The sequence below is a fragment of the Photobacterium makurazakiensis genome (genome assembly GCF_050336715.1).
Taxonomy (GTDB): Bacteria; Pseudomonadota; Gammaproteobacteria; order Enterobacterales; family Vibrionaceae; genus Photobacterium; species Photobacterium makurazakiensis.
Genome location: NZ_JAKJSJ010000032.1, coordinates 1 through 17032 on the forward strand (window position 1 = coordinate 1; position 17032 = coordinate 17032).

The 17032-nt window shown below is 42.9% G+C and carries 12 protein-coding genes; 10 read left to right on the forward strand and 2 right to left on the reverse strand.

Annotated elements, in window-relative coordinates; genetic code table 11:
- The first annotated feature begins 221 nt into the window (after positions 1-221).
- The 3 genes from L4D09_RS15150 (at position 222) to L4D09_RS15160 (ending at position 4980) form a co-directional block, all read left to right on the forward strand.
- A complete protein-coding gene (locus L4D09_RS15150) occupies positions 222-2000 on the forward strand; it encodes a sodium:solute symporter family protein (RefSeq protein WP_428458352.1) in 1779 nt (592 codons plus the stop codon).
- Between the two features lie 28 nt (positions 2001-2028).
- The gene (locus tag L4D09_RS15155) at positions 2029-3285 is read left to right on the forward strand and encodes an alginate lyase family protein (RefSeq protein WP_428458353.1); all 1257 of its coding nucleotides are present in this window, start codon (positions 2029-2031) and stop codon (positions 3283-3285) included.
- Positions 3286-3348: 63 nt separating this feature from the next.
- Entirely contained in the window at positions 3349-4980 is a 1632-nt protein-coding gene (locus L4D09_RS15160; RefSeq protein ID WP_428458354.1) for a polysaccharide lyase 6 family protein, read from the forward strand.
- Between the two features lie 85 nt (positions 4981-5065).
- Here L4D09_RS15160 and fabG read toward each other — a convergent pair whose 3' ends face one another.
- The gene (gene fabG / locus L4D09_RS15165) at positions 5066-5845 is read right to left on the reverse strand and encodes a 3-oxoacyl-ACP reductase FabG (protein ID WP_428458355.1); all 780 of its coding nucleotides are present in this window, start codon (positions 5843-5845) and stop codon (positions 5066-5068) included.
- A gap of 464 nt (positions 5846-6309) precedes the next feature.
- Between fabG and L4D09_RS15170 the strand changes: the two genes are divergently transcribed.
- From L4D09_RS15170 to L4D09_RS15190, 5 genes are all read left to right on the forward strand, one after another.
- On the forward strand, positions 6310-7590 hold the full coding sequence (locus L4D09_RS15170; protein WP_428458356.1) for a nucleoside permease: 1281 nt from the start codon (positions 6310-6312) through the stop codon (positions 7588-7590).
- Between the two features lie 112 nt (positions 7591-7702).
- Positions 7703-8725 carry an ADP-ribosylglycohydrolase family protein gene (locus tag L4D09_RS15175; RefSeq protein WP_428458357.1) on the forward strand — a complete coding sequence of 341 codons (1023 nt, stop codon included), beginning with the start codon at positions 7703-7705 and terminating at the stop codon, positions 8723-8725.
- Positions 8715-9668: a PfkB family carbohydrate kinase gene (locus L4D09_RS15180; RefSeq protein ID WP_428458358.1), complete on the forward strand. Its 954-nt coding sequence runs from the start codon at positions 8715-8717 to the stop codon at positions 9666-9668. The genes L4D09_RS15175 and L4D09_RS15180 overlap by 11 nt, the downstream gene beginning before the upstream one ends.
- Positions 9669-9842: 174 nt before the next feature.
- Positions 9843-11093: an L-lactate MFS transporter gene (locus L4D09_RS15185; protein WP_428458359.1), complete on the forward strand. Its 1251-nt coding sequence runs from the start codon at positions 9843-9845 to the stop codon at positions 11091-11093.
- Positions 11094-11837: a GntR family transcriptional regulator gene (locus L4D09_RS15190; protein WP_428458360.1), complete on the forward strand. Its 744-nt coding sequence runs from the start codon at positions 11094-11096 to the stop codon at positions 11835-11837.
- Positions 11838-11849: 12 nt separating this feature from the next.
- On the opposite strand, the gene L4D09_RS15195 is transcribed toward L4D09_RS15190, so the two are convergent.
- Complete coding sequence (locus L4D09_RS15195) at positions 11850-12788, reverse strand: patatin-like phospholipase family protein (RefSeq protein ID WP_428458361.1); 939 nt, start codon at positions 12786-12788, stop codon at positions 11850-11852.
- Between the two features lie 244 nt (positions 12789-13032).
- On the opposite strand from L4D09_RS15195, the gene L4D09_RS15200 reads away from it, so the two are divergent.
- Together L4D09_RS15200 and L4D09_RS15205 are read left to right on the forward strand one after the other, a co-directional pair.
- The gene (locus tag L4D09_RS15200; protein ID WP_428458362.1) at positions 13033-13497 is read left to right on the forward strand and encodes a hypothetical protein; all 465 of its coding nucleotides are present in this window, start codon (positions 13033-13035) and stop codon (positions 13495-13497) included.
- 619 nt (positions 13498-14116) lie between these two features.
- Entirely contained in the window at positions 14117-16984 is a 2868-nt protein-coding gene (locus tag L4D09_RS15205; RefSeq protein ID WP_428458363.1) for an Ig-like domain-containing protein, read from the forward strand.
- The last annotated feature ends 48 nt before the right edge of the window (positions 16985-17032 follow it).

A 17032-nucleotide genomic window follows, 5' to 3' on the forward strand; every position in this document is an offset into this window, starting at 1 on the left:
ATATAAAATAATACTTATAATTATTTTTGTATGTTTTTAGTAAAAACTAAAGTGTTGGTGAATGAATTTAAATGCTTGTTTTTAATCGTCTAAATGCTTTGTATTACTTTTGTTTGTTTTTATTAGAGATCCAAGTCACGTATAAAGCTTATTGTAGTACAAGATTTGTTTTGTTTTTTTTATAGTGAATACAGACATTAAAACTACAAAGGACAATAACGATGGATCTTAATACAAGTATCGTCGGCATCTACTTTCTATTCTTGATTGCAATAGGTTGGATGTTCCGGACGTTTACGAATACGACTAGTGACTATTTCCGTGGCGGCGGCAGCATGTTGTGGTGGATGGTAGGTGCTTCAGCATTTATGACGCAATTTAGTGCGTGGACATTTACAGGTGCGGCAGGTAAAGCTTATGACGATGGCTTCGCTGTTGCGATAATCTTCTTGGCTAACGCCTTTGGTTATCTGATGAACTACCTATACTTCGCACCGAAGTTCCGCCAAATGCGGGTGGTTACAGTCATTGAAGCTATTCGTTTACGTTTTGGTAAGCATAATGAGCAAGTTTTCACATGGTCGGGCATGCCTAATAGTGTGATTACTGCAGGTATTTGGCTAAATGGTCTTGCCATTATAGCGTCAGGTATCTTCGGCTTTGATATGACCACGACGATTGTATTGACTGGTCTTGTTGTATTGATTATGTCGGTTACCGGTGGTTCTTGGGCGGTTATTGCATCTGACTTTATGCAGATGGTCATTATTATGGCTGTAACAGTTACCTGTGCTGTTGTTGCGATAATCCAAGGCGGCGGTGTTGGTGAAATTGTTAATAACTTCCCTGTTCAAGAAGGTGCTTCGTTTGTTTCTGGTAACAATCTAAATTACCTTAGCATTTTTGGTCTTTGGGCGTTCTTCATCTTCTTCAAGCAGTTCAGCATTACTAACAACATGCTGAACTCATACCGTTATCTAGCGGCGAAAGATTCAAAAAATGCAAAAAAAGCAGCGTTATTAGCTTGTATCCTAATGACGATGGGCCCACTTATTTGGTTCATGCCTTCATGGTTTATTGCAGGTCAAGGCGTTGACTTAATCGCTCAATACCCAGATGCAGGCTCTAAAGCAGCTGATTTTGCTTACTTATATTTCGTTCAGGAATATATGCCAGCGGGTATGGTTGGTCTGCTGATTGCTGCAATGTTTGCTGCAACCATGTCTTCAATGGATTCAGGTCTAAACCGTAACTCGGGTATCTTTGTTAAGAACTTCTACGAGCCAATTCTGCGTCCTAACGCGAATGAAAAAGAGCTAGTTATTGTTTCTAAACTAACGTCAACGTTCTTTGGTATTGCAATTATTTTGGTTGCTCTGTTCATCAACTCGCTGAAAGGACTTAGCCTGTTTGACACCATGATGTATGTCGGCGCATTGATTGGTTTCCCTATGACTATTCCTGCTTTCTGTGGCTTCTTCATTAAGAAAACACCGGATTGGGCTGGCTGGGGTACGCTAGTTGTCGGTGGTGTTGTTTCTTATTTTGTTGGCTTCGTTATTACTGCAGATATGGTTCAGGGTTGGTTTAACCTAGAGCCGCTAACAGGCCGTGAGTGGTCAGACTTGAAAGTTGCTATTGGCCTAATTGCTCACCTAGTATTCACCGCAGGCTTCTTTATTCTGACAACGGTGTTTTATAAGCCTCTTCCAGAAGCGCGTCAGAACGATGTTGACCGATTCTTCAATAACCTAGCAACGCCACTTGTTGCTGAATCTACAGAGCAAAAGCAATTAGATAATAAACAGCGCCGTATGCTTGGTTCACTGATTGCTGTCGCAGGTGTGGGTGTAATGGCGATGTTCGTGCTACCTAATCCAATGTGGGGACGAATGATCTTTGTATTGTGCGGTGCCATTGTATTAGCTGTTGGTTTGTTGCTTGTTAAAGCTGTTGATGATTCGGTTGAATCAGCAGACTTAGCGGCAGAGCAAAAATAATTAACAATTTGAATAATGGAGTTTCAAAATGTTGAACAAAGCAATTAGTAGTGCTGTGATAGCCAGCGCAATGTTTGCAGCGCCTTTATATGCGAGTGATACCTTACCAAATACCGTTTTCTTTGACGCAGAATTGATTGCGGAAAGTAAAGCGCGTATTCACAACGACACTGCAACGGTTGAAGCACAAGCAAGTTATGAGCGTTTAATTGAAGAAGCTGAATCAGCAATGTCTGTTGGCCTGCTTTCTGTAACAGATAAAACGTTACTACCGCCAAGTGGTGATAAAAATGATTATTTTTCGATAAGTCCGTACTGGTGGCCAAACCCAGATACTAAGGATGGACTCCCTTGGATCCGCCATGACGGGAATACCAACCCAGATTCAAAAACGGATGCCACGGACTCTGTTCGAATAGGTTTGTTTACTCGCTCTGTACGTGCGCTTGGGGTTGCTTACTATTTCTCGGGTGAAGAGAAGTTCGCAGAGCAAGCAACAAAAATGTTGCGTCATTGGTTCATTAATTCTGACACTCGCATGAACCCAAATGTACGTTATGCGCAAGCAGTACCTGGGGTCGATGATCAGCGCCGAAGTGGCATGATTGATTCACGCAGCTTTTCAGATCGTTTAGTTGATGCATTGTCGTTGCTTGAAACTTCAAAGCACTGGACTGCTGAAGATGATGTGGCAATGCGTGCATGGTTAGGGGACTTCCTTGATTGGTTAATTACTTCTGAGCAAGGTACTGCTGAGATGTATTCACCCAACAACCATGGAACCTGGATGCAGGCGCAAATTGCGGGTATTGCTTATTATCTAGGTCGTGAAGATATCGCAAAAGTGGCGGTTGCGAACACTAAATGGCGTATTCGTGAGCAGCTAGATAGTAAAGGTACACAACCAGAAGAGTTGGCGCGTACACGCGGATACCACTATAGCTACTTTAACTTGGATGCAATGGCATATCTTGCGCAGCTTGGTGACAAGATGGGTGTCGATATTTGGAATCATGACTACCGAGGGCGTAACATGAAATCGGGTATTGATTATGTCGCTCAGTTCCAGAAAGCAGAAGAGTGGCCACATAAAGATAATGATGTGAAGAAAGGGCGTTTCCAAACATATCGCATGCTAACCGTGTACCGTAAAGCAGATCTTGCTTGGGGAACGAATCACTATGATGACGTGATTAAGCAGATTGGCTTTGGTAATGCAGACTTGAGCAACCTTTCACAAGTTTGGGCAGAGCGAGATGCATACCTGCTTTATCCAAAATTGTAATCGTTAAATATTATTATCAATAAACGCTCTGGGCTGGTTCCAGCTCAGAGCAAGGAACTTTCCATGAAGAAACTTACCCCGATTGTAGCAGCTCTGGCTGCAACAATGTCTTTGGCTACTTTTCAGGTTGCGGCAAATACCAGCGATGTTGCATCGGTGCAGCAAAAAGTTGCCGCGGCAACTATGTCACTTTCGTCATTAATGAGTCTTGATGAATTGAGTAGTGAACAGCTTGTCGCTGGCACAACTCGAACATTGGTTGATATTAGTGATATTCCGCAAGCAAGTGATGCGGCTGTTGCTATGTTAAAAGATCAACTAGTGAATGCTAAAGATGGTGATGTTGTTGCAATTCCCGCTGGACGTTATGCCAATTTAGGTGTGGTAAAAATGACGGCGAACAATGTAACAGTGAAAGCTGAGCAGGAAGGCACGGCATTATTGACCGGATTAGTTCAGCTAATTACACAGGGTGATGACATTACTTTAGATAGTCTTGTGTTTACTGAAGGTGGGCCGGCAGAGCGCATGGGCGGTATTCGACTTGAAGGTAACCGGAATACGCTAAAGAATTCGACATTCCATTATTTCATTGAAGATTATGCTTATGAGCCTGATGAGCGCCGCAGTGAGTACCCTAAATACTTATGGGTTTCGCTATGGGGTAAAGATGGTAAGGTGATTAACAATCGCTTTGAAGGAAAACATAAGCGTGGCACGTTAATCGGTATTCAGAAAAATATTGATGACAAGGCCGATAATCATATTATCTCTGACAACATTTTCTATTCGCAGAAGAAAAACCAGTTTAACGAACTCGATATTAAAGAAGCTATTCGTTATAACGGTAATAGTTGGGAAGCGATCCGAATTGGTGATTCAAAGAGCAGTCAGTGGCCATCACGTACTCAGTTTATCAATAACTTGTTAGTTGATTCAGATGGCGAGCGAGAGCTAATTTCTGTTAAATCGGGTGAAAACCGAATTGCAGGAAACACCATATTTGAAAGCGCTTCGATGATCTCGTTACGTCATGGTAAAGGCAACCTTGTTGAGAATAATGTCGTACTCGGTAACCATAAACAAGATACTGGTGGTATCCGTATTTATGATGAAAATCATATTGTTCGTAACAACTACCTAATGGGTCTACGTGGTGCTGGAGGTCAAATTGCGGGTAATGCTGACGTTCGCGGTGGGGTTGTCATCAATACTGGTATTATCAATGTTCAAGATGGTGAAGTACTCGATCAGTCAGTCAAAGGCAAAGAGCTGAATAAGCAGTGGACACCGAAAAATATATCAGTTGAAAGCAATACGTTGGTTGATGTTGAATATGGCATGGTGCACGGTAACCAAACTCACCGTGTAAGCCTGTTTGATAATAGCCAAGTTGAGAATACATTCACTGGTGATAAGGTTGCCTTTAATCAAAATGTTGTATTTAACGTAGAAGACAATCTGCAATCACTACGCGCAGATCCAAAGGCTGAATTAACAAATCCTTCGTATAGCGATGAAGTGTACTACGGTGCTACGCATGGTATGGACACCCTGCCTGTGGGGATTTCAACAGAGAAGCCGAGCTATAAAATGGTAAACGGTTTTTATCAATTTGATGGCGTTGGCGCTGATGTGAGTAAACTAAAGGTACTAACCGCTGATGAGGTAGGGCCGACATACCGCTTCCAATAGTCATGCTATCACTTAAGTATATCTATTAAGAGATAAAGAAAATGTCGTGCTTTAAGCACGACATTTTTTATTTGGCTCATTCTGCTTATAGACCGTCAAGCGCTTCTAAAGATTCAGGCAAAATTTGACCGCCATCCACGACGATTGTTTGCCCTGTTATATAGCCCGCTTCATCTGAGGCAAAAAAGAGGGCGGTATTACCAATATCGTCAACACTACCTAAGCGGTTCTGTGGAATAGATGAGGCCATCGTATCCAGATAGTCTTGCCCCAAATCTTGCAGACCTTCAGTGTAAATATTCCCAGGCATTACGGCATTAATTGTAATCCCTGAGCGTGCAAGCTCAATGGCCGCTGTTTTTATGAACCCTAATTGGCCTGCTTTTGATGAACCGTAGTGTGACCATCCTGGAAAACCAGTAACAGGGCCTGTAATAGAAGAAGTCACGACAATGCGCCCTTTACCTTGTTCCTTCATAAATGGTGTCACGGCTTTCACACTTAAAAATAGACTTTTTAAGTTGGTGTTCATCACTAAGTCCCAGTCTTCTGGGTCCATATCAGCAAGGCTAGTCTGCGGGAAAATACCAGCATTGGCGCACAGTACGTCTATACGGCCATGTGTTTCACGGACCGATTCTGCCATTTTGCTCATCTCTTGCCAGTTGCTTACATCAGCAAGATAGTATTCAGCTGAGCCGCCATTGTTACGTATTTCTTCAGCGGCGGCTTGTGACGCTTCTTTACCTCGAGCCACAATTATTACCTTTGCCCCTTGGCGAGCGAAGACTTGTGCGATCCCTTTGCCAATGCCTTTGCTGCCGCCTGTAACAATAACAACTTGATCTTTAATTGGTGTAAGCATGTCTGACTCTCTCATTATGTGTTTGAGTGCATGCTATTGTAGTGGCGGTATAATTGCATTAGCTACTTTGTAAGAATTTCTTAATTCAACTTATGGTAATAAGTAACTGTTATATATGGATTTAGCATGTAGCTCCCACCTATTAAAAGTCGGTGCGGCGATAGTCGATTTTAGATGTGTTTAATCGTTATCCTCACTGTGTGCCTTCTATCGGCGCCCTGCGTGAACTGTCAAAGTTGTTTATCTTGTAGTCCAACCCTCTATAGAAGGTAAAGCGTGTCAGTTCCACTTTTTGAATCCTACACTTAACAAATAGCCGAGAAGAGAAGTAAAGCTAAGTCATTGTTTGTTGATATTTCTAATATTAAAAATACAACCGCGATCACTCTTCGAACTATCTGGTATTGCTTTGGTATTACTTTAGTAATAACTTTGGTCTTGCCCTACTACTAAAGGAAATTATAATGACTAAAACAAATACAAAGCTGTCATTCATGATGTTCATTGAATGGTTCATCTGGGGAGCTTGGTTTGTTCCCTTATGGCAGTTTTTGAATACCAGTGGATTTACCCCAACAGAAATTGCGTGGTCGTATGCATGTACGGCTATTGCGGCGATTATTTCACCGATTCTTGTTGGTTCAATTACAGATAGATTTTTCCCTGCCCAAAAAGTGTTAGCAGCACTTCTACTTGCGGGTGCTGGGTTAATGTATCTTGCGGCACAGCAAACGGAGTTCTCCAGTTTCTTCCCGATATTGTTGCTGTATGCACTAACGTACATGCCGACAATTGCGTTGACGAATACGATTGCATTCTCACATGTAGATGATGTAGAACGTGACTTCCCGCGTATTCGTGTGCTTGGTACTATCGGTTGGATCGCGTCAGGTATCGCCTGTGGTTTCTTACCGGGTTGGTTAGGCTATGGCGATATTTCAGCAACGAATATTCCGCTACTTGTTACGGCAGCAAGCTCTGCATTATTAGGTGTATTTGCACTGACGTTGCCGAACACACCGCCACAAAGTACAGGTAAACTGAGCTTAAAAGTGATGCTTGGTCTAGATGCACTCGTGCTCCTGAAAGACAAAAACTTTTTAGCATTCTTTATTTGTTCTTTCATGTTCAGTATGCCACTTGCGTTCTATTACATTTTTGCCAACGGTTACTTAACAGAAGTTGGTATGACTAACGCGACTGGTTGGATGTCTTTAGGCCAGTTCTCTGAAATCTTCTTTATGCTAGCGCTACCTTTCTTTACCAAACGCTATGGTATTAAAAAGGTATTAATGCTTGGTCTGTTTACTGCAGCAGTTCGTTATGGCTTCTTTGTCTACGGCAGTGCTGATCAGTGGTACCTGTACTCATTACTCTTCGCAGGGATCTTGCTTCACGGTGTGAGCTATGACTTCTACTTCGTGACTGCATACATTTATGTAGACAAAAAAGCACCAAAACACATGCGTACCGCCGCACAAGGTTTAATTACGCTTTGTTGTCAGGGTTTAGGTAGCCTACTGGGTTATAGCCTTGGTGGTGTGATGATGGAGAAGATGTTTGCTTACGAAGAGCCGGTTAATGGATTGACGTTTAACTGGTCAGGTATGTGGGGCTTCGGTGGCGTCATGATAGCTGTCATCCTCGTTGTGTTTATGTTCTTCTTCCGCGAATCAGATGGCGAGATCAGCGAAATTTCAGTTGAAGGTGATAACGAAGTAAAGCAAAAAACAGCTAGCGCATAACCTTAGTAATATTGCGAATACGTAGCTGGTATTCCGCCCGCCTTATCTCAAATTAGACTGGTTAGTTTAAGGCGGGCGACGTTCAAATTTTAGTTTTTTAGGTGTAGTCAGAATGAATAACAATACAGAAAATCGAATTCTTGGTGCGTTTTATGGTCAGGCTTTGGGTGATTCAATGGGAATGCCTTCTGAACTATGGCCTCGCACCCGTGTAAAAGCACACTTCGGTTGGATTGACCGCTTTCTTCCGGGTCCAGCAGAAAATAATGCAGCATGTTATTTTGAAGCTTGTCATTTCACTGATGATACATCAATGGCCCTTGCCCTTGCCGATGCGATTTTAGAGTGTGAAGGTCAAATAAACCCAGATGTAATCGCTCGTAATGTGATGACTTGGGCCGATGGTTTTGATGCGTTTAACAAGAATGTTTTTGGGCCTTCTTCAAAAGCAGCAATGAAAGCGATTAAGGCAGGCACGCCAATTGCTGAGCTTGAGAATAATGGTGTAACCAATGGGGCGGCAATGCGCGTTTCACCACTGGGTTGTTTGATGCCGACGTGTTCACTTGACGATTTCATAGAGCAAGTATGGTTGGCATCTAGCCCGACGCATAAATCTGATGTTGCAGTTGCTGGTGCTACTGCAATTGCTTGGGCGGTATCAAAAGCGGTTGATGGCGAAAGCTGGCAAAATATTAGCGATCAATTACCTGCGATTGCTAATGCCGCTCAGAATAAAAACATCACCACATTCAGTGCATCAATGGGATCGCGTATAGAGTTAGCTTTATCAGTAGTACGTGAGACAACGGGTGTCGAAACGACAATGCAGAAGATCTACGATCTTGTTGGTACAGGTACAAGTACCATTGAATCGGTGCCGGCTGCTATTGCGATGGTAGAGCTTGCGAAAACCGATCCTAACCGTTGTGCGATTCTATGTGCCAACCTAGGAGGCGACACTGATACCATTGGCGCAATGGCCACGGCAATTTGTGGTGCGATTAACGGTATCGATAGTATTGATACTGAGCTGAAAGCCCAGCTTGATGCTGCCAACCAGTTAGACTTTACCAAATACAGCAAAGCCTTTACCGAGCTTCGTGCCGCTAAGGAGGGCAATTATGCCTCATAACGCATTATTGCAGCTCATTCCTACATTGCGTAATCAGCGCCAGCTGTGCGTTATTGGGGCGGCTGTTATTGATATCGTTACTGATACTCCCGCGCTGCCAACGCGGGGAGGTGATATCGAAGTTGCTGAGAAAGGACTGCACATTGGTGGGTGCGCACTAAATATTGCCATTGCCTTGAATCGCCTTGGGGTCGAGTCACTTAATGCGCTGCCATTAGGCAAAGGTAATTGGGCGAGCTTAATTGAGAAATCCATGGCGGAGAAAGGTATTGTCAGCATGCTACGAAACGAGCGTGCAGATAACGGCTGGTGCATGGCGTTGGTTGAACCCGACGGTGAACGCACCTTTATCTCGGTTAGTGGGGTTGAAAATCAATGGGATGCCAACTTACTTAGCAGTATTGAATTGGCTGAAGATGCATTGATCTATGTGTCGGGTTATCAGTTAGCGTCTGAGTCCGGTGATGTATTGGTGTCTTGGTTAGAGAGTAAGCCTGAAGCAACGGATATATTTGTCGACTTCGGTCCGCGTATTGCGGATATTCCACCTCAGCTATTCTCCCGCTTGCTAGCATTGAAACCGATAGTTTCTCTAAACCGCCAAGAAGCTGAAGTTTTAGGTATGGTGTCATCAGAGGCCTTTACTCAGAGTTGGTATCAAAAATACCAGTGTCCATTGATTCTACGCATTGATAGTGATGGTGCATTGTTTGCCGATGAAAAAACCTCGGGTTGCGTGTTGCCATTTAAAGCCAATGTTGTTGATACCATTGGTGCTGGTGATTCTCATGCTGGTGGAGTACTCGCCGGACTTGCTTCTGGTTGGGAACTGCCTGATGCCATGCTCCTTGGTAATGCTGTAGCGTCCTATGTTGTTAGCCATCAAGGTGGTGATTGCGCGCCAAGTCAAAAAGAAATATCTGATTACTTATTACGCTATTAATATCATTTGAGTTAGTCACTACTTCAAATAAACAAATAAGAAAGAGAAGCCCGATTTTGTGCTTCTCTTTCTTTCACTTACTTCAAATAATACCTATCTGAATAAGCTGCCGTATGTGGTGATGAGCTGTTGCTTCTTCTGTTAGGTATTAGCTGGTATACCGTGGTTATATTTATGAATCTAAAAGCGAAAGCCGTTCGTATTCTATTGGCGAGCTGTGGCGTTAATCTATGCATTGGTATTTTGTATGCTTGGAGTGTCTTTAAAAATGCATTAGTGGTTGAGCAAGGCTGGACGAATGCAGAGGCCTCATTTCCTTATACGCTTTCAATTGTTGTACTCTCACTCGCAGTGTTGGCCGCTGGTGTCGTCCAAGATAAAATCGGTCCTCGCAAAGTCTTAATGACTGGCACCTTGCTGGCAGGAGCAGGGATGTTGCTGTCATCATTGACGTTGTCACCCGTGGTGCTAAGTGTCACATTTGGTGTACTGACCGGCTGTGGAATCGGATTTGGCTATGCGTGCTTAAACCCAGTTGCCATGAAGTGGTTTCATCCATCTCGCAAAGGGATTGTGAATGGGTTAATTGCAACGGCGTTTGGCGTTGCTTCTATTTACCTTGCGCCACTCGTTACTTATTTAATTGAGCAATACGGTATTAATCAGAGCTTTCTGATTTTAGGCTTTGCACTGCTGGCGATAGCTTTTCCACTGGCATGTACTATTGATAATCCGCCCAAAGGCTATGTGCCAGAAGCCCCTCAACAACCGAGCAATGGAATAAACACGTCTGCAAGCAATGAACAGCCTACACTCGATGTTCCATGGCGTAGCATGGTTAAAAAGCGTGAGTTTTATATTTTGTGGCTAATGTATGCATTTTCATCCGCTGCGGGCTTAATGGTGATTGCTAATATTACATCGATTGCTGCGATTCAGGCTGACATTACCGATGCTGCCTATTTGGTCGTAGCCCTAGCCATATTTAACTCAGGTGGACGACTGGCTACGGGGTTGTTATCAGACAAAATTGGTGGGGTCAGAACACTGACACTGGCCTTTGCCCTGCAAGGTATTAACATGATGTTGTTTGCAAACTATGACAATAGTTTTTGGTTAATTGTTGGGGCGGGGGCCGCAGGAGTCGGCTACGGGGCACTTTTGGCAGTATTTCCTTCAATTATGGCGAGTTTCTATGGTTTAAAAAACTATGGTGCTAACTATGGCGTATTATATACAGCATGGGGTGCCGGAGGCTTTATTGGTCCTATTCTTGCTGCCGTAGTCGTTGACAGTACAGGGAATTACCAGCTTGCTTATCAGATCTGTGCAGTATTAATGGCGGTTACCGTTGGCCTAGCGCTATGGCTACAGCCTATCCGCTTGGGTATAATTAGGCCAGTACTCAAGGAAAAGCATGAATAAATGAACGATTACAATAACTTGATCAAGCTCATTAAAGCGCGTTTAGAGCAAAAGGATAAATCGCCACTTTACATTAAAGTTGCCGAAACTGTGAAGCAGGCGATTCGGCAAAAAATGTTAGTCGGAGGCGATTTTTTACCGACAGAGCGAGAGCTTGGCGAGATGCTGGAAATTTCTCGTATTACGGTTCGTAAAGCGCTTGATGTGCTTGATAAAGAAGGTGTTGTTGTCCGCTCTCGAGGCTGCGGCACAATGGTTAGCGATACCCTTGAGTATTCATTGAAAGAGCCAAAAGGCTTCTCTCAACAAGTGGTACTGAAAGGAAAGCGCCCTGATACGCTATGGATCAAGAAAGAAATCGTTCCTTGTAATGATGATGTCGCCAGTCAGCTTCAAATTACCCCTGATGACGACGTATTCTTGTTAAAACGAATTCGCTATATTGACGACCAACCTGTTTCTATTGAAGAGTCGTACGTACCGGCACACTTAATTGCAGATGCTGATGATATTCAAATGTCGCTGTATGAGTATTTCCAAAGCCAGAATATTACCTTAACTCGTACTAAGAGCCGAGTCAGTGCTCAGCTACCGACCGATGAGTTTCTTGAACACTTAGGGCTGAAATCAACGGTTCCTGTATTGGTAATTAATCAGGTCGCTTATGATGCATCGGGTCAGTTGATGGAGTACAGCGTTAACTATTGTCGTGGTGACATGTACGTATTTGTGGCTGAAGATTAGGGCCAACAGGCCCTAAATACAAAAGTGGCAGTTTTCTTCTGTGAGTCCATTCAACCCTTTAAGGTTCGTAATGTGCTCTTTGCCTGCGCTTAGCCCCATCTCATAGCCTTGGTTTAGCACTGCCTTGTTCATTGTTAAGCGTTTCACCGTGAAATTGTTGGGTGGGGCGATCACTTTGATCTTTGCATCACTGGGTGGATTGCGAATGAAATCCAGTGCTTCGTTATAGGTTTTATTCCGCATTACCATTGCCTTGGCTAAGCCCGGTGTACGAGATAGGAGCCTTTTAATTAACCATGGTGTTTTTGATTCGCTCTTTTGATAATTCAGAGGGTGAGATAAAACAACGGTGATGTCTCGAGCTCCACGGCGATAAGCTTCCTTTACTGGGATTGAGTCGGCCACGCCGCCGTCACTAAAACAGCCACCAGAAAAACAAGGCGTTGATTTAAAAGCGATAGGCAAGGCAGCAGTAGCAACCATTGCATTGTCGGCATTGTGCTCGTCAATACGGTAATAGTCCGCTTTCCCGGTTTCGATGTTGGTTACCGCAGCCCAGAAAGGGAGAGAGGTATAAAACTTATCTTTGTCTATTGGATAGCGCTGGTTTGATTGGTGCCATAGCCATTCGACATCAACCAGATCCCCACCTTTTAAAAAGCGAGTTGGATTAAAAAACTCAGGGCTGGTGGCCAGTTTCGTGATCACGTCATAGCTGCGTTTAGGTGCATTGGCAATATAGCCGACCAAGTTGGAAGCACCTGCTGATACACCGATAGCAAAGTCATACGGTTTGAAATCATATTCCATAAATGCATCTAGTACGCCACTGGCAAAGATCCCCCGCATTGCACCTCCTTCCACAATAAGCGCGCGTTGGCTATCTAAGGGGGGGGCTAAAAAATTGTTTTCTAAAAAATCGCTTTCTAAAGATTGGTTTTCAACAGACATATTTACCTCGAACTTGATTTACCAAGAGAGGATAACGCTCGTGGTCATTAAGCTGAAATGGGTAGTACTAATTGATTTAGTAGGCAAAACCTATTGATAGGATTCGTCTCTTCTTTATACAAAATCAGTATATGTCGCAAAATGACCTATTTTGCTGTTGTTCTTTGATAGTAGCATTAAGCATTATTTTGCGTGGTGTCTTGCCTTACTTTCATTAAGACCCATATTAATTATCGGTTTGTGCATGTACATGCGATTATTTTTTAAGTTTGCGAAGGTCGCGAGTTATGTTTCTTTCATCTTGTTGATCGTTTGTCTTTGCATTTTTTTAGCAATAGCTGGAGCTAAGTTAATCGAAAAGACTGGAGGTGGCCATGCTTATAGTAACCAAAGCGACAGGCTGTCCCAGCCTGATGTTGTCAAACCTGTGGAATTTGATGCGATAAACTCTCTTCAACCAGAGGTAAAAGAAATCGTAAAAGTCGAGAGTGTGTATTTAACTATTAAACTTGAGCAAACTTCTCAGCAGATAGTGAATACTGGTAGTTTACTTCATCAGCACATCCAGGATATTTCTAAATCTATTATAGATGAAATCTGTGAGCACCCTATTAATACACGTCTAGATAATTATAAGATAAAGCGAACTTATCAAGTTAAAGCTAGTGATGATATAGCTTTGTTTGAGTTTAATATTGATTATTGTTAACAGTTAAAACATTCATTAAGAACAACTATCCCCATGTTACATATCGTATAATTATCATTCCTACATCTAAATAGTAGTTATTTTTATTGATTTTATTTTCAAAGTCTTGTCATTGCTTATCGTTGTCTTCGTTAATTTCGTCAATTCCGTCAATATTGTCATTTTCATGGGTTCATTAGTTTTGAGATTTTTAAATATAACCATTTATGTTGTGTTGTGGTTTCAATCTGTTGATTTTAAATGGTTTTTGTGTCTTTGGTGTAATATTTTAAATTAATATGTGGTCTGACCTTTTGGGTGTTTAATTGGTTTTTTCTTAGTGGTCAGTATTTATTTTAGATTATTTTTATTAAATGATATTTAATTTCTAATTGTGTGATCCTGATTCAACCCTCTATACTTTAAATGTCTAGAAAGTTGGATATCATATATTTGCTTCTAAGGGGTTTTGAATATTATGTTCGACGAGTGGAGAAATCGTTTAGTACGTGTGCATTTAGTACCTTACTTACCTTTTGTATTAACCTTTTTCTCTGTTTAACGCTATTCGGATTATTTCAGTTGGTTTCCCCTTAAGAGGTATTACTTAATCATAATAAAATAATAGTAGGGATAAACTATGCGTTTACCATTATTTAATAAACGTGTTAATAAAGTGACTGGCGCATTAATTGCAGCAGGATTAATGATTTCTCCAATGGGGATGGCAATTGCAAGTAATGTTGATATTGGTGTTACTCCACAAAGTGAAGGACAACACTGGAGTACGTACCAGATTAATGTCGAAAATGCTGATACCGATGGTGTAGAAGTAGATAAATCGACGTTAGAATTTGTATTAGATACCGCGGCATCGAGCATTAATTGGTCATCAACGGCATTGGCTTATCCGGCATGGAGTTTGGTACATACACCGACTTCAGATGGTAAAGTGCTTCATACGTTAACATTCGACTTTCCTCAGCAAGATTGGGCAAATTCTGTTTTGTCGCAAGGGGATGACTTTGTCATTACGGTCAGCTTTGGCGGTATGATCGCCGATCTTGATGCATTTGAGCAGAGTGTGGAATTTAACGGTGAAGGTGGTGAGATACCACCGTCCGGTGACGTTTCATTGTTGTCACCACGAGATGGTGACCGACTAGAACTTGGCCTGCAAACAAATATTGTTGCTAACGTAGAGGGTGATGACGCCCATCAGATTGAGTTCTGGGCATTTAATCAAAAAGTGGGTATCCAGCAAGTTCAAGAAGACCAAGCAGAGTATGATATGGCTTGGACACCATCTCAGTTAGGCTCCGGATCCATAGAGGTTATCCTGTTTAATGAGGCTGGTACTCGCATAAAAGCCGATAATGCTTCAGTTGAAATTTACAATGATTCGAATGAGTTCCAACCACCGGAAGTCGAGTTTTTGAGCCCAGAAGAAGGGGGGGCATTCAAGCAGTCTGACACTGTTAACATTCAACTAAATGCCACTGATGCTGATGATGATCTAGCCACGATTCAAGTGACAGCCAATAACCAAGAAGTGTGTGTGATTGATGCAACAACGACATCAGACTTTTCATGTGATTGGAACCCTGACGTTACTGGTAGCGTCGAGTTGAAAGCCGTTGCGACTGATGAGCAATCACTAACAGGTAATGCCAAAGTAAATATAACTGTGACCAAAGACTCTGGTAATCAGTGTGGTGATGTTCCGCTGTATCAAGATGGCACACCATATCAAGTGGGTGATCAGGTAACCAATGTTGGGTTTATCTATACCTGTAAAGTCTTTGGCTGGTGTGGTGACCCGGTATGGGCTCCAGGCACTGGTCATCCTAATTACCCTGATGCATGGAAAGATGCTTGGGATGTCGATGGTGAGTGCGATCCAACCCCAATTCCTCAAGTTGATCTTGTCTCTCCGGGCAACGGCGACCGATTCCGTCCGGGTGAAACTATTCCTGTTATTGTGAATGCTGCCGATGACGAAGCAAAAGTCACGCGAGTAGACGTTGAATTAAACGGTGAACTCGCAGGCTCGAGTACTGATCCGATCAATGGCGATGAGTACCATATCGTATTGCCAGCACAGAGCGAAGGTGTATATAACCTTACGGCTGTGGCGCACAATGATCAGGAAGGTTCGTCTGAAACTGCACCAATAACACTTGCAGTAACCGATCTTGATATCGTGGTAAGCCTAACTGCACCAACGAATGGCTCAACCTTCTATCAAGGGCGCAGTATCCGCTTGGCAGCTGAAGCGAAATCGTTTGAAGGTAATGTAACGAAAGTACAATTCCTTCTGAACGGCGATGTATTGGAAGAATTGACCCAAGCGCCATTTGAGTATCAATGGAATGGTGCGCAAGTTGGTGAGCATGTTATCACGGCGATAGCCTATAACTCTGAAGGACAGAAGCAAACCTCAGCACCAGCACAGATCGAAGTGAAGGAATCTGCGTCTGGACCTGAATTAGGCGATAACCCTGATCGTTCTATCACTTACCTCACTTCTTGGGGGTTATCAGATATTGAAGAGCTGCAAAACTCTAAAGGTGATGGTTACTTTTTGTCATTTGGTAAGTGGGATGCGTCAGGTCAGGTGACAGTGTCTGATCAAATGATTTCTGCGGAATATAACTCTTCTTGGATTGAACCTTCGTATCAGTCATGGACTCAGCTTAAACATGAACAGCCACACAAAGCAATGATGGTAGCAATGGGCGGCGCAGCGTATGACAGCATGTGGACTCACATGGGGACAGAAGCACAGCGTGAAGCGATTGTTGATGAGTTGGTATCTATCTTAAACACGCCATACCCAGTGTATAAGAAAGGTTTGAAGCCTGAAGAATTGGCTGGGGAGTGTCTGGCGTACGATTGGCAGGGGGACTGTGATTACAACGCATATCAATTAGCGGGTTACGCGACTATAGATGGTATCGATTTTGATTTTGAACGTACTGTTCGTATTTCAGAACAAGATAACCGGAACCTAGAAGCATTGGTCGCTTTGCTGCGAGAGCGTATTGGTAATAGTAAGCTGTTGTCACTGACGACTTACCACGTAGGTGCTGATCCAGTCGAGTGTGCCAACCCATCGGTATACGAAGACTGTTCGTTTGTAGAGCCTTCTCGCTCTGCACACCATGGTGAAGTGATCTCGCTACTTCAAAATACCCGCGATACGTTCGACTTCTTCAATGTGATGGCTTACGACGCAGGTCAAAACTTCAAATATGAAGTTGCAATGGCGAACTATGCACAGCATATCGGTGATAAGACCAAAGTTGTGCTTGGTAATACGATTAATAGCCAGTGGGGACCTGATGGCCGTTTTGTTGAAACTCGCGAGAATAATATCAAGCGTACCGAGTGGCAGAAGCTAAGTGGTTATGGTGGTTTCTTTATTTGGACCCTTGGTTCTAATACAGAAAGTTTGACTACCAAAGAGCAGGTTGAATACTTCAATGAGCTGATTGATAACAACTAATTGACTGTATTGATGTTATCACCAGTCGGTAACCAATGATGTTAAACC